General features: G+C 61.9%; 9 protein-coding genes. 7 read left to right on the top strand and 2 right to left on the bottom strand.

Annotated elements, in window-relative coordinates; all coding sequences use genetic code 11:
* Positions 1–112: 112 nt before the first annotated feature.
* Positions 113–301: a hypothetical protein gene (locus tag P3T20_RS13035; RefSeq protein ID WP_429287164.1), complete on the bottom strand. Its 189-nt coding sequence runs from the start codon at positions 299–301 to the stop codon at positions 113–115.
* Positions 302–482: 181 nt separating this feature from the next.
* On the opposite strand from P3T20_RS13035, the gene P3T20_RS13030 reads away from it, so the two are divergent.
* From P3T20_RS13030 to P3T20_RS13015, 4 genes are all read left to right on the top strand, one after another.
* Positions 483–1,463, top strand: a complete 981-nt coding sequence (locus tag P3T20_RS13030; RefSeq protein WP_429287045.1) for a DnaJ C-terminal domain-containing protein — start codon at positions 483–485, stop codon at positions 1,461–1,463.
* A 9-nt stretch (positions 1,464–1,472) separates the two neighbouring features.
* Positions 1,473–1,790, top strand: a complete 318-nt coding sequence (locus P3T20_RS13025) for a chaperone modulator CbpM (protein WP_074264434.1) — start codon at positions 1,473–1,475, stop codon at positions 1,788–1,790.
* Between the two features lie 241 nt (positions 1,791–2,031).
* Positions 2,032–2,502 carry a DUF2844 domain-containing protein gene (locus tag P3T20_RS13020; RefSeq protein WP_074264435.1) on the top strand — a complete coding sequence of 157 codons (471 nt, stop codon included), beginning with the start codon at positions 2,032–2,034 and terminating at the stop codon, positions 2,500–2,502.
* An 11-nt stretch (positions 2,503–2,513) separates the two neighbouring features.
* Positions 2,514–3,833 carry a DUF3443 family protein gene (locus P3T20_RS13015; RefSeq protein WP_429287044.1) on the top strand — a complete coding sequence of 440 codons (1,320 nt, stop codon included), beginning with the start codon at positions 2,514–2,516 and terminating at the stop codon, positions 3,831–3,833.
* Positions 3,834–3,873: 40 nt separating this feature from the next.
* On the opposite strand, the gene P3T20_RS13010 is transcribed toward P3T20_RS13015, so the two are convergent.
* A complete protein-coding gene (locus P3T20_RS13010) occupies positions 3,874–4,707 on the bottom strand; it encodes an EAL domain-containing protein (protein WP_074264436.1) in 834 nt (277 codons plus the stop codon).
* A 900-nt stretch (positions 4,708–5,607) separates the two neighbouring features.
* Between P3T20_RS13010 and P3T20_RS13005 the strand changes: the two genes are divergently transcribed.
* From P3T20_RS13005 to P3T20_RS12995, 3 genes are all read left to right on the top strand, one after another.
* The gene (locus P3T20_RS13005) at positions 5,608–10,632 is read left to right on the top strand and encodes a YadA-like family protein (RefSeq protein WP_429287043.1); all 5,025 of its coding nucleotides are present in this window, start codon (positions 5,608–5,610) and stop codon (positions 10,630–10,632) included.
* A gap of 114 nt (positions 10,633–10,746) precedes the next feature.
* Entirely contained in the window at positions 10,747–11,928 is a 1,182-nt protein-coding gene (locus P3T20_RS13000; RefSeq protein WP_429287163.1) for a DUF2827 domain-containing protein, read from the top strand.
* Positions 11,925–13,079 carry a DUF2827 domain-containing protein gene (locus tag P3T20_RS12995; RefSeq protein WP_429287042.1) on the top strand — a complete coding sequence of 385 codons (1,155 nt, stop codon included), beginning with the start codon at positions 11,925–11,927 and terminating at the stop codon, positions 13,077–13,079. Before P3T20_RS13000 ends, P3T20_RS12995 begins: the two co-directional genes overlap by 4 nt.
* Position 13,080: the final 1 nt, after the last annotated feature.

Here is a 13,080-nt window from a genome sequence, read left to right as displayed (position 1 = left end):
CGCAGGCCATCGCGCCCGCGCTCACGCGTTCCCTTTCCTTAACGTGCGCTTTGCCGGTCCTTGCAGACAGAACACCAACGTCAACGTGAAACGGCAAAGCCCAACCAACCGTTCAACTCACCGAAGGCTCGCCTTCACCCGGCTTCTTGCCAGGGTGGTCGGCCGGTGACTGTTTCCGCGACTCATCATCGCGCTCTGGCAATTTGCTCTTCTCGTTGTCGCTGTGACTGGCGGGTTGCGGATGCTTGAGACCCGGCTCTTTAGTCTCTTTCGGCTGCTTGCGCTCTTTGGTTTCGCTCATCATCGGCTCCTCGAGTGTAGATACTCAAGGAGTAGCAAAGCCCGGTCCTGCCTCCAGGATTCGCTGCGGATCGAACCGAAACAGAGGTGGTACAGACACGTTTCCCCTGAGTCGTATAGAGTAATAAATCAGCCGCAGTTGAACGCAGAGCCGTCCTCACTTTCAAGGGGCTGTTATCCAGATGAAATACAAGGACTATTACGCCACCCTGGAGGTGGAGCGCAGCGCGACCCAGGACGAGATCAAGCGTGCCTACCGCAAGCTCGCCCGCAAATATCATCCGGACGTCAGCAAACAGGCAGACGGCGAGGAGCGCTTCAAGGAAGTCGGCGAGGCGTATGAGGTGCTCAAGGATCCAGAGAAACGGGCGGCCTATGACCGGATGGGCAGCGAGTGGCAGAACGGCCAGGAATTCCAGCCGCCGCCGAACTGGGACGAGGGATTCGAGTTCCGCGGGGCGGGCAGTCAGGCGGGCGGTTATGCGGGCGACGAAGCTGGTTATCAGGCGGGCGGCGAAGCTAATCTCGACGACTTCTTCGAAGCCATGTTTGGCCGCACGCGCGGTGCGCATCAACGGCAGGGGGCGGCCGCCGCGATGGGCGGCCAGGATCACCATGCGAAGATACTGATCGATCTCGAAGAGGCTTACCACGGGGCGCAGCGCGGCATCACGCTGCAGATGCCGGTGGTCGATCCGCAAGGCCACGTCACGCTGGAGTCGCGCACGCTGAATGTCACCATTCCCAAGGGCATTCGTGCCGGACAGCATTTGCGGCTTGCCGGGCAGGGCAGTCCCGGGATAGGCGGCGGTCCGCCGGGCGACCTGTACCTTGAGATCGCGTTTCGTGAACATCCGCGGTTTCGCGTCGATGGCCGCGACGTCTCGCTCGATTTGCCGGTCGCGCCCTGGGAAGCGGCGCTTGGTGCACAGATCACCGTGCCGACGCCCGACGGCTCCGTCGAAATGACGGTGCCCAAGGGCTCGCAAGGAGGACGGCGCCTGCGGCTAAAGGGTAAAGGCATTCCTGGGAGCCAGCCCGGCGATCTGTACGTGGTCCTGAACATCGTCTTGCCGCCGGCCGATACCGAACGTGCCGCAGCCGCCTATGACGTGATGCGGCAGGCGTTCAATTTCGACCCTCGCGCGCATTTTTATGGATGATCGCTCATCATGAAAGAGTCCGTGACGACCTATCTGGAAGGTCAGATTGTGAATGAAGAGATGGAGTTCACGCTCGTCGAGTTGTGCCGCGTGAGCGGTGCCTCGCAAGACGAGGTGACGCTGTGGGTCGCAGAGGGTGCGTTCGAGCCGCAAGGCGCGCGCCCTGAAGAGTGGCGCTTTAGCGGCACGGCATTGCGCCGCGTGCGCACCGCCCACCGCCTCGCGCACGATCTCGAGATCAATCCGCCGGGCATCGCGCTCGTGCTCGATCTGCTCGACGAAATCGATTCGTTGCGGGCGCATCCAAGGCGCACCCGTAGCGGCTAAAGCAGGCGTTCGCCCATCGACGCCATACTGTTGCGCGCCACCGGCGCGGATTTGACAATTACCGCGCTGAGCCGCCACGGACAAGGCATCGCGGCTCGCCGGACAAACTCGCAAAAGGGCCCTATCTCCGGCTCTTTTCCGCGAATCAAAATCCCGCTCTCCCCACAATAATTGCCCCTGTGTGATGCCGTGAATGTCAATTCACGCTCCTTCGCGCGACGAATACATACGGGGAGAACCAATGAAAACCAGCGTGCTTTGCGCGGCAGCCGCCATGACGGCGCTCGCCGCCGGCATACCCGCACACGCCGAACTCGGCAGCGCACCCACCTGGCCGGCCAGCAGTTCGGGCCAGGCGACTCGCCTGGTCCAGCACGTCAGCTCGGCAGCGGTGCCGTACACCGTCAACGAAACCACGCTGACCAGCGGGACGGTCGTGCGCGAATACATCGGACAAACCGGCACCGTATTCGCTGTCGTCTGGCATGGACCGCAGATGGCGCCGCTCAACAGCCTGCTCGGCAGCTACTTTCCAACCTATCTGCAGGGCGCGAGCGCCGCGCGCGCGGCTCAAGGCGGAGGCCATGGACCCGCCACCGTGCAGGCGCCCGGCCTGATGGTGCAATCCGGCGGACATATGGGCAATTTCACGGGCCGGGCCTATCTGCCTGCAGCACTCCCACAAGGCACCAGTCCAGACGACCTGCAATGAACACGACAAACATGAAGCAAATCATGGCCCGCGCGTTCGTCGCGGCGCTGCTGGCTGGCCTTGCCGCCTGCGGCGGCGGTGGCGGCGGCTCGTCGTCGACTTCGGCGACCGGCAATACGACCAGCAATTCAACGACGACCACTCCCGCGACGAGTACGACGGCCACGACGAACACCGTCAGCTCGGCAACGCCGACCGCGACGCCGACTGCGAACACGGCTGCCAATACGGTTCCCGTGGTGGTTTCGTTCACGCAGTTCAATCGGGCAAATTCTCCGCTCGCCAGCGTCACGATCTGCACGGCGGGCACCGGCGCAACCGCTAACTGCTCGACGATCGATAACGTGCTGGTGGACACCGAATCGTTCGGCTTGCGTCTGTTTGCGTCGGCGATTCCGTCGAGCACACTCAACACGCTAAACGCGCAGACCCAGACGTCGACGGGTGCCACCATCGCCGAGTGCGCGTTGTTCGGCAGCGGCTATACATGGGGCACCGTGCGCAACGTCGACCTCAAGATGTCCGGCGAGGTGGCCCAGAACGTGCCCATTCAGGTGGTGTCCGATTCGACGCTGGCGGCTAGCGCGCCGAGCGCTTGCCAGCAGCAGCCGGTTCTCGCCCAACCCACGGATCTGGGGGCGAACGGCATTCTCGGTGTAGGTGTGGCCCCGCAGGACTGTGGCGGCCAATGCGTGAGCAATAGCCCTGCGGGCACCTACTACGCCTGCAGCGGCACGAGCTGCGGCGTGGCCAACGAGCCGCTCGCGCAACAGGTGGGCAATCCGGTGCAGTTCTTCGCGGCCGATAACAACGGCGTGGTGCTGGAGATGCCTGCAGTCGGTTCGACGGGGGCGGTGTCGTCCACCGGCACGCTGGTCTTCGGGATCGACACGCAGGCCAACAACACGCTGGCGGGAGCCGGCGCGACCGTGCTGGGCACCGATTTGTCCGGAGACTTTACCGCGACGTACAACGGTGTCACCTATACCAGCAACGCCTTCTTCGACTCGGGATCGAGCGTCCTGTTTTTCCAGGACTCCAGCATTGGCAGCAGCGCGCTCAAGTACTACATCCCGAGCACGACACTGTCGCGTTCCGTCTCTATAGCCGGGACCAATCTCGTGACCGCGACCGTCGATTTCAACGTGGCGAATGCGAACACGCTATTTGCTACGGGGAACTATGCATTCAACGACATGGCCGCTTCCATGACCAGCGTGTTCGACATGGGCATGCCGTTCTTCTACGGACGTCACGTCTACTATGGGATCACGGGCACGGCGTCGGCCGGTGGCGGCACGGGTCCGTACGTCGCCTTCACATCGAGCTGACCGAACTGGCTGGCGTGCGGCGTTGCTTCGCGCGCGCCGCTCAATTCATCGCGAGCGCATCCGCAAGCCTGGCTTGTGGGCGCGCCACGTGATAGCCCTGCACGTAGACCTTCGGACGTTGTCTGAGCCAGCGTAGCTGAGCCTCGCTTTCCACGCCTTCTACGACTACCCGCATCTCGAGCTTGTCGAGCATGTCGAGCAAACCGGTCATCACCACACAGTCACGCGGCGATGCCGGCACGCGGGTCAGAAATCCGCGTGCCAGTTTGACCGTGTCGATCTGCACCGTGCCCAGCATGGCGAGCGGCGAATAACCCGAACCAAAGTCGTTGAGCGCGAGGCGTACGCCGAGTTGCCGCAACGAGCGTGTGAATTCCTGCGTGGACAAGAGTGTCGACGCGTCTTCGGTAGCAACCAGTTCGAACTCGAGGAGTGTGGGATCGATGCCGTGACGCTGGGTTGTCGCGCGCACTGTGCTGCCCAGCGTTGCATCGAGCAATTGCGACGGCTGGATATTGATGGCGGCCGCCGGCAACGCCTGGCCGGTCCGTCGCATCTCGGCCAGTTGCAGGCACACCGATTCCAGCATGAATTCGCTGACCTCGCGCGCGGTGTCCCTGTCTTCGAAGGCCGACACGAAGCATTCGGGCAGGAGCAGGCCATACTCGGGATGCTGCCAGCGCAGCAGGCATTCGACATTGAGCAGCTTGAGGCTCTGCGCGTGCACAACCGGCTGGAACGCAACGCCGAACTCGCCCGCCCGCAGGCCTCGGCGAATCCGTTGCGCAAGTTTTTCGTCGGAGCCGGAGGGCGCCGCTTCGTTCGCGGCGCCGTGGCCCGACAGGGATAACGCGGCACTTCCGACGCGGTCCACAGGGCATTCCTTTCTAAAGTGAGCGGCAAGCTCGAATCGGCCCTCAAGGGTTGTATGGGCTACTTCCTGCAGAGCTTAGGCGAATGCCTCGCCCGTGTGTCGGTTAATTGACCGGCAAGGAGCGGTTCGACACAGAGTGCAATAACCAGATTCGCGCGCTGCGAACTGCATGTCCGGCACATCGTTTGGGCGCGGCGGCGCTTTGATGGACTCAAGCATAAAGCGGGTTGTTTCGGAAAACTGTCAAGAATCGACAGCTGGAGACGCTTAAGTTTTAAATGATGTTAAATCATGGGGATTAAATGGTGAAAACATGGAGAAATGCAGAAAAGACATAACGGTGTCTGGTCTGATTTGCGAGATAGGAAATTGGTTTTTGAGTTGGTGCTGTCTCATTTTTAATCTGGTCGTGGTGATGATTTTTGATGAAATCTGAGCCGTATTGATATGATGATTATCGAATCTGGCCGAATGAATTGACTGAAAATATCATTCCTTCTGCCTGAAATTTAGTGCCTTGCGGTGCGCGTCGTTAATAGTCCGGCTAATTCATATTTCTAGGATTTGGCTGGCTGAGAGCCCTATGTAGTGGGGCTTTGGGACGATCTGTTCCATTGTGTTCGCATGTCTCAAAACTAGCGCGATGCTTGCTGACATTTCCCGGACCTTTGGATTTAAAAGATAGGAAGATTAGCTTCCTCGTATCGAGTTGACGATTTTTAACAAATGTCGCCGCTTGAATTTGCATTGCTTGTCAATCGTCCAATACCGAAGCTCATAGAATCCGCTCATCCCAATTTTATGCGCGTCGGGATTTGATCTTTGAGTCCGGATAATTTGTCTGCTGAATATCAGGGCATCCGGTTGGTGTCGCGCGTTACCTGAGAGAGAGTTTCGAAAATGAACAGGTCATACAGAAGTATCTGGAATGAGGCACTCGGTGCGTGGGTGGCGGCATCGGAAATCTCATCCGCGCGCGGCAAGCCGAATAAATCGGGTATTGCGAAAGCTGTCACTGCCGTCTTGCTGACTACCGGCCTGGGAGTCAGCGCCGTGCATGCGCAGTACCAGGCTGGCGGGGGCAACGCCTCGGGCGCGGGTCAGGTGGCGATAGGGCCGGGTGCGTCGGCTGCCTCGACCAGTTCGGGAACTTACGGAAGTATTGCGTTGGGCAAGGGCGCCACGGCGACCGGTAACGGCGCATCGACGATTGCGATTGGCTCAAATGCCTACGCCTCGAACCCCACCGCCAACCTCGGAGATGCGTTGGCGCTCGGTACCCAGGCAACGGCTTCTGGCCAGGACTCGACCGCGGTCGGCGGCCAGACCACCGCCAGCGGGATCAACACGCTCGCGATTGGCAATAACGGCACGTCCGCCACCGCGGCGAACGCAACGGCATTCGGGGTAGGCGCCACATCATCGGCTAGCTACGCCACCGCGGCGGGCAGCTTTACTACGGCTTCGGGCGTGGGATCGGTCGCGATCGGCGCCAACGCTACAGCGCCGGCCGTGTCACAGGGGCAGAACTCCATTGCTATCGGCGGCCAGTCGGTCACGGGGACGACGGCGGCGGGCGGTGTGGCGATCGGCTATGCCGCGACGAGTTCGGCTGCAAGCGGGGTTGCCCTGGGACAGTCGGCGACCGCGGCGGGTGCATCGTCGGTGGCGTTGGGGCAGAGCGCGGTGGGCTCGGCAACCCAGGCGACCGCGGTTGGCTACAGTGCCCGTGCAGCGCAGCAGGCGGTGGCGATCGGTAATGGCGCGAGCGCGACTGCGACGTTCTCTGCCGCCATCGGCGGCAATGGTACGGTTGCCAATGCTTCGCAGGCCTCAGCATTCGGCGATGCGGCGACGGCATCGGGCGTGGCGGCCACGGCGCTCGGCACATTCGCTACGGCGAGCGCCGCGAGTGCGACCGCAATCGGCACGACATCGACTGCAACCGGTACGGGCGCTACGGCGATCGGGACGTATGCCACTGCAGGCAGCAACAATTCAACTGCGATCGGCGACGGCGCGACCTCAAGCGGGACGTCGTCGTCGGCGATCGGCTACAACTCGATCGCCGCTGGCAACGGGTCGCTTGCGCTCGGCACGGGCAGCAGCGCCAGCTACGCGAACAGCGTGGCGATCGGCGCAGGCAGCGTGACCGGGACGGCCGCGCCGACTGGCACGGGTTATCTGACGGGTACTGCAGCGCCTCTTTCCGAGGTATCGGTGGGCAGCGCCAGCGCATTGCGCCGGATCACGAATGTAGCCGACGGCTCCGCGCCGCAAGATGCGGTCACGGTGTCGCAGTTGAGCACTGGCATGAGTACCACGGCGAGCAGTATCACCCGTTTGTCGACCTCGACATCGACCGGTTTGAGCACGGCGGCGAGCAGTCTCGCTTCGTTATCCACTTCGACGTCGACGGGGATCAGCACGGCGCAAAGCGGGGTGAATTCGCTGTCGACCGGGTTAAGCACTACGAACAGCAATGTAACTACCTTGTCGACCTCGGCTTCCACGGGGATCAGCACGGCGCAAAGCGGTGTGGCCTCGTTGTCGACCGGGTTGAGCACCACCAACAGCAGTGTGACGGCGCTGTCGACTTCGACGTCGACGGGGCTGAGCACGGCGGTGAGCCGCGACGCCAGTCTGTCGACGGGATTGAGCACGACGAACAGCAATGTAACTACCTTGTCGACCTCGGCTTCCACAGGGATCAGCACGGCGCAAAGCGGTGTGGCCTCTTTGTCGACCGGGTTGAGCACCACCAACAGCAATGTGACGGCGCTGTCGACTTCGACGTCGACGGGGATCAGCACCGCGCAAAGCGGCGTAGGTTCGCTGTCGACAGGTTTGAGCACGACCAACAGCAACGTGGCTTCGTTGTCGACTGGACTGAGTTCGACGACCAGCAGCGTGGGCTCGCTCTCGACCGGTTTGAGCACGACGACCAGCAACGTGGGCTCGCTCTCGACCGGTTTGAGCACGACGAACAGCAACGTGACGGCATTGTCGACTTCGACCTCGACCGGGCTCGCGACTGCGAACAGCGGCATCGCCAGCTTGTCGACTGGGGTGAGCACCGTCCAGACCAACGTCAACACCCTGGGTACCAGCACGGCGTCGGCGTTGGGCGGCGGAGCCACCTATAACCCGTCGACCGGTGCGGTCAGCCCGCCCGCGTACACGACGTACAACGCGAACGGTACGACCAGCACGGTCAACAACGTCGATGCAGCGCTGAGCAATATCGACAGCCAGGGCATCAAGTATTTCCATGCCAATTCGACGCTGGCGGACTCGCAGGCACTTGGGACGAATAGCGTTGCAATAGGACCGGCTGCCGTGGCTCATAATCCCGGCGATGTCGCACTGGGCTACGGTTCGGTGACGTCCGCCGCGAACCCTACCAGCAGCGCGACGGTCGGATCGACGACCTTCGGCGGTTTTGCTGGCGCGACGCCCACCAGCGTCGTGAGCGTCGGCGCATCCGGTGCGGAGCGGCAGATCACGAACGTCGCGGCGGGGCGGATTACGGCAACCAGTACCGACGCGGTGAACGGGAGCGAGCTTTACTCTGTAGCGAGCCAGGTGAATTCGGTGGGGAGCACGGTGAGTTCGTTGTCCACGGGTTTGAGCACAACGAACAGCAATGTGGCTTCGCTGTCGACCTCGACTTCGACGGGCATCAGCACCGCGCAAAGTGGTGTGACTTCTCTGTCCACGGGCTTGAGCACGACCAACAGCAATGTGGCTTCGCTGTCGACCGGGCTGAGTTCGACGACCAGTAGCGTGGGTTCCCTGTCGACAGGTTTGAGCACGACCAACAGTAACGTGGCGTCGCTGTCGACTTCGACCTCGACGGGCATCAGCACGGCGCAAAGTGGTGTGACCTCGCTGTCCACCGGCCTGAGCACGACCAACAGCAGCGTGGCGTCGCTGTCGACTTCGACCTCGACAGGCATCAGCACGGCGCAAAGTGGTGTGACCTCGCTGTCCACCGGCCTGAGCACGACCAACAGCAGCGTGGCTTCGCTGTCGACTTCGACTTCGACGGGCATCAGCACGGCACAAAGTGGTGTGACCTCGCTGTCGACGGGCCTGTCCACCACTAACAGCAATGTTGCATCGTTGTCGACGGGTGTCGGTTCGCTGTCCACGGGGCTGAGCACGACCAACAGCACGGTCGCGGGTCTTTCCACGTCGACTTCGACCGGTCTGAGTTCGTTGTCCACCGGCATCAGCACGACGAACAGCAACGTGGCCAGCCTGTCGAGCTCGACTTCAACCGGCATTACCTCGCTGTCCACCGGCCTCAGTACAACTAACAGTGCCGTAGCGAGCCTCTCGACCTCAACCTCGACCGGCATCAACTCCCTGTCGACGGGTCTGTCCACCACCAACAGCAACGTAGCCTCGCTGTCGACAGGCGTAGCAAACTCGGTCCAGTACGACGATGCAAGCCATACCAAGGTCACGTTGGGCGGTGTCGGTTCGACCACGCCGGTGACGCTGACCAACGTTGCCGCCGGCGTGAACCCGACCGACGCGGTGAACTACGGTCAGTTGAGTTCGCTCTCCACCTCGACCGCGACGAGCATCACTTCGCTGTCGACGGGCGTGAGCACGGCACAGAGCGGCGTTGTGTCCTTGTCCACTGGCCTGACCACGACGAACAGCAATGTCGCGTCGTTGTCTACCGGACTCACTACCACAAACAGCAACGTTGCCTCGCTGTCGACGGGGTTGAACACGACCAATAGCAACGTAGCGTCCCTGTCTACAGGCCTCAACACGACCAACAGCAATGTTGCTTCGCTGTCGACGGGCCTGAACACAACCAACAGTAACGTCGCGTCGTTGTCTACCGGCCTCACCACCGCCACCAGCAGCGTCACCGCGCTTTCGACCGGTATCCAGAACGGCACCGTGGGCCTCGTGCAGCAGGTAGGCGGCGCGCCGGGCAACGGCGCCATCACGGTGGGCGCCAACACGGGTGGTACCAGCGTCGACTTCACGGGCACCGCGGGCGCACGCCAGCTCTCCGGCGTCGCCGCCGGCACCGCGCCGACCGATGCCGTGAACGTAAGCCAGTTGCAGGCAGTGGCCTCGGTAGCAAGCGATGCCGTGCTGTACGACAACGCTTCGCATACGAGCGTGACGCTCGGCGGTGTCGGTGCAACCTCTGCGGTTGCTCTGACCAATATCGCAGCAGGCGCGATTACCGCGACCAGCACCGACGCGGTCAACGGCAGCCAGTTGTTTGCACTCGAAACGCAAATCGGCACGCTGGGCGGCCAGGTTACGCAGATCTCGCAAGGCACGACAACAGGAGGGTCGTCGTCGAATTCCAAGTACGTCGCCGTGAATTCGACAGGCAGCGCAGCAAGCGCCACAGGTACGGAGTCGGTTGCCATCGGCGGCAATTCGACGGCGAGCTCGAACAACAGCGTTGCGGTGGGTTCGGGGTCCCAGGCAACCGGCTCCGGTTCGTCCGCAGTGGGCGCCAACGCAGTAGCGTCAGCGCCGAATTCGGTGGCGATCGGCGCGGGCTCGGTGGCGAGCGAGGCGAACTCGGTATCGGTGGGCTCGCCAGGCAATGAGCGGACCATCACCAACGTGGCGCCGGGCGTCAATCCGACCGATGCGGTAAACGTTGCACAACTGCAAGGCGTTCAGCAGAATATCAACGACACGGCGCGTGCAGCGTATTCGGGTGTCGCCATGGCGGGCGCGCTGGCCGGTTTGCCTCAGGTGGAACAGGGCAAGACCTTCCAGGTCGCCGCAGGCGTGGGTAACTATGCGGGATACAGTGCCATCGCCATCGGCGCCAGTGCGCGGCTTACGCAAAACACCATCGTCAAGGTGGGAGCCAGCGCAACGGATGGCGCTCACGTGCTGGTCAACGCCGGTGTCGGATATTCCTGGTGATGCGTGCGCCGGCGTTGACGCGCCGGCCTCTCCAGGGCGCCGCCGGCACGGTGAGCGAATCAACGGATCCTCGCCCACGGTGAGGGTCCGTTTCAACATGTGTTAAATGTGACTATGCGCATCGGCATCTCCGTCATTACCCATACCGGTCAGAACATCTGGCAGAACGGCCTGGGGCAGAACGTCATCTTTCTGGCGGAGCTGTTTCAGCGCTTGCCGTTCGTGCAATCGGTAGTGCTGATCGATGTCGGCGACCAGGGGGTGATGCCATCGCAGGTGGACCTGGCAGCACGCAATCTGCGCCTGATGAGGGCGCACGAGGCCAGCGACGAGGTAGATGTGATCGTCGAAATGGGCGGGGCGCTCGATATCGAATGGCTCGACCTGATGCGTGCGCGCGGCAAGAAGGTGGTCTTCTACTGCTGCGGCCAGCCTTATGTCGGCCTTGCCGAGCCCGCCATCTTTACGAAACCCACTCATGCACCGCGTCCTGATCGCTGCGACGAGGTCTGGCACCTGCCGAAAGACAGCGCATTTGCTCCGATGATGCGTCTCCTGCATCGTTGCGATGTGCACGGGGCGCCGTTCATCTGGCATCCTCAGTTTGTTCGGCAGCGAATGCGTGAAGTCGAGGCGCTCGGCATGCGCTATGGCTTTGCAGCCCGCGAGACGATGCACAATGAGCCGGCAGCCGTTGAAGCGGATGGCGCCAAACGCCGCGGCCTGCGCGTGGCAATTTTCGAACCGAACATTTCGGTGGTGAAGACGTCGAGCATTCCAATGCTGGTTTGCGACGAGGCTTATCGCGCGGATGCCAAAATGGTGGAGGCGATGCATGTGCTCAACACCTTGCACCTGAAAGATCATCCCACCATGCTGTATTTCGCCAACTCGCTGGATCTTGTGCGCCAGCATAAGGCTACCTTTCACGGCCGGCACGATATTGTCGGCTTCATGGTGCAGCATGCCGATGCCATCGTGTCGCATCAATGGCAGAACGAACAGAATTACAGCTACCTCGACGCGCTCTACGGCGATTATCCGCTGGTGCACAACTCGCCGTGGCTCAAGGACGCGGGGTATTACTATCGCGGCTTCGATGCGCGCGAGGGCGCGGCGCAGTTGCAGCGCGCCGCGGTTGACCACGCGGAGAGTCTCGACGATTACCGGGCCCGCTCGCAGCGTGTATTCGCAAGCGTTAATCCGTTCAGCCAGCAGAACCTCGACGCGTACGCCGCCCGACTGCTGCACCTGTGCCGCGACACGGCGTTTGTCCCTCACGCGAGCCGCTCATGAATCTCGATCCCGTTCAAATTGGGTTGCCGCGCAAGCTGCGGGTCGGCGTGTCGATCTTCGTCCGCAAGGGCGAGCAGTCGGTCTGGGAAAACGGCATTTACCAGAACTGCATTTTTCTCGTGATGCTATTGATGCGCTCGCCGTTGGTGGAAGCGACGTACCTCGTGGCGGGTGGCGGCGACGGCCGGCCCGAGGATGCGAAGAATTTTCTCGCCGATTCGCCCGTGCCGCTCATCGACATGAACGAGGCCGCCACGACGCTCGACGTGATGATCGAGATGAGTGCGCAACTGGCGCGCGAATGGGTGGTGGCGTTCCGCGAACGCGGCGGCAAGATCGTCTCGATGCGGGTGGGCAACGACTATGTGATCGACATCGAGCGCATGATCTTCGATCAGCCGCACGGTCTCCTGATTTCAGCTGCGCCGTATCACGAGGTCTGGACGCTGCCCGAGTACGAGAACACCTGTGTGCCATATTACGCCAGTACGTTTCGCTGTCCGGTGCGTGTGATGCCTCATCTGTGGAGCCCGCTAGTGCTCGAGCGCGAAGCGGCGCGCCTGCCTGAGGGTCTCAGCTTCGGTTATCGGCCAGGACGGCGGCGCTGGCGCGCGGGCATCTTCGAGCCCAACATCTGCATGGTGAAAACAAGCTTCGTGCCGCTGCTGTCCTGCGAGGCGGCGCATCGCTCCAATCCTGACATGCTCGAACATGTGTGGGCTTACAACACGTTCCATCTGAAGGAGCACGTGAGCTTCAATGGCTTCGCGCGCAGCCTCGACATCGTGAAGCACGGTTTGACTTCGTTCGAGGGGCGCTTTCCGTTTTGCCGGGTAGTCGCGGGCGATGTCGACGTAGTGGTCAGTCATCACTGGGAAAATGCACAGAACTATGTCTACTACGAGGCACTGTATGGCGGCTATCCACTGATTCACAATTCGCATCTGATCGGCGAGTGTGGATACCGCTATCACGACTTCGACTGCTTGGAAGGCGGGCACGCCTTGCAGCGGGCGTTCGCCGAGCACGATACCCATCTCAGTGCTTACCGCCAGACAGCAAACGCGTTCCTGCGCGGGTTGGATCCCGAGAACGACGACAATGTGCGCACGTACAGCAATGCGCTTGCCGCGCTCTATGCGCCCGCTTAGG

This window comes from Paraburkholderia sp. GAS206C (assembly GCF_050435645.1).
In the GTDB taxonomy this organism is placed as follows: Bacteria; Pseudomonadota; Gammaproteobacteria; order Burkholderiales; family Burkholderiaceae; genus Paraburkholderia; species Paraburkholderia phenazinium_B.
The sequence above is the reverse complement of the archived record's forward strand: the minus strand, read 5'-3'. Positions and strand labels throughout refer to the sequence as shown.

Excerpts from the sequence above, each read along its gene's own strand:
- P3T20_RS13035 (WP_429287164.1), bottom strand. The coding sequence starts at position 301 with ATGAGCGAAACCAAAGAGCGCAAGCAGCCGAAAGAGACTAAAGAGCCG.
- P3T20_RS13030 (WP_429287045.1), top strand. The coding sequence starts at position 483 with ATGAAATACAAGGACTATTACGCCACCCTGGAGGTGGAGCGCAGCGCG.
- P3T20_RS13025 (WP_074264434.1), top strand. The coding sequence starts at position 1,473 with ATGAAAGAGTCCGTGACGACCTATCTGGAAGGTCAGATTGTGAATGAA.
- P3T20_RS13020 (WP_074264435.1), top strand. The coding sequence starts at position 2,032 with ATGAAAACCAGCGTGCTTTGCGCGGCAGCCGCCATGACGGCGCTCGCC.
- P3T20_RS13015 (WP_429287044.1), top strand. The coding sequence starts at position 2,514 with ATGAAGCAAATCATGGCCCGCGCGTTCGTCGCGGCGCTGCTGGCTGGC.
- P3T20_RS13005 (WP_429287043.1), top strand. The coding sequence starts at position 5,608 with ATGAACAGGTCATACAGAAGTATCTGGAATGAGGCACTCGGTGCGTGG.
- P3T20_RS13000 (WP_429287163.1), top strand. The coding sequence starts at position 10,747 with ATGCGCATCGGCATCTCCGTCATTACCCATACCGGTCAGAACATCTGG.
- P3T20_RS12995 (WP_429287042.1), top strand. The coding sequence starts at position 11,925 with ATGAATCTCGATCCCGTTCAAATTGGGTTGCCGCGCAAGCTGCGGGTC.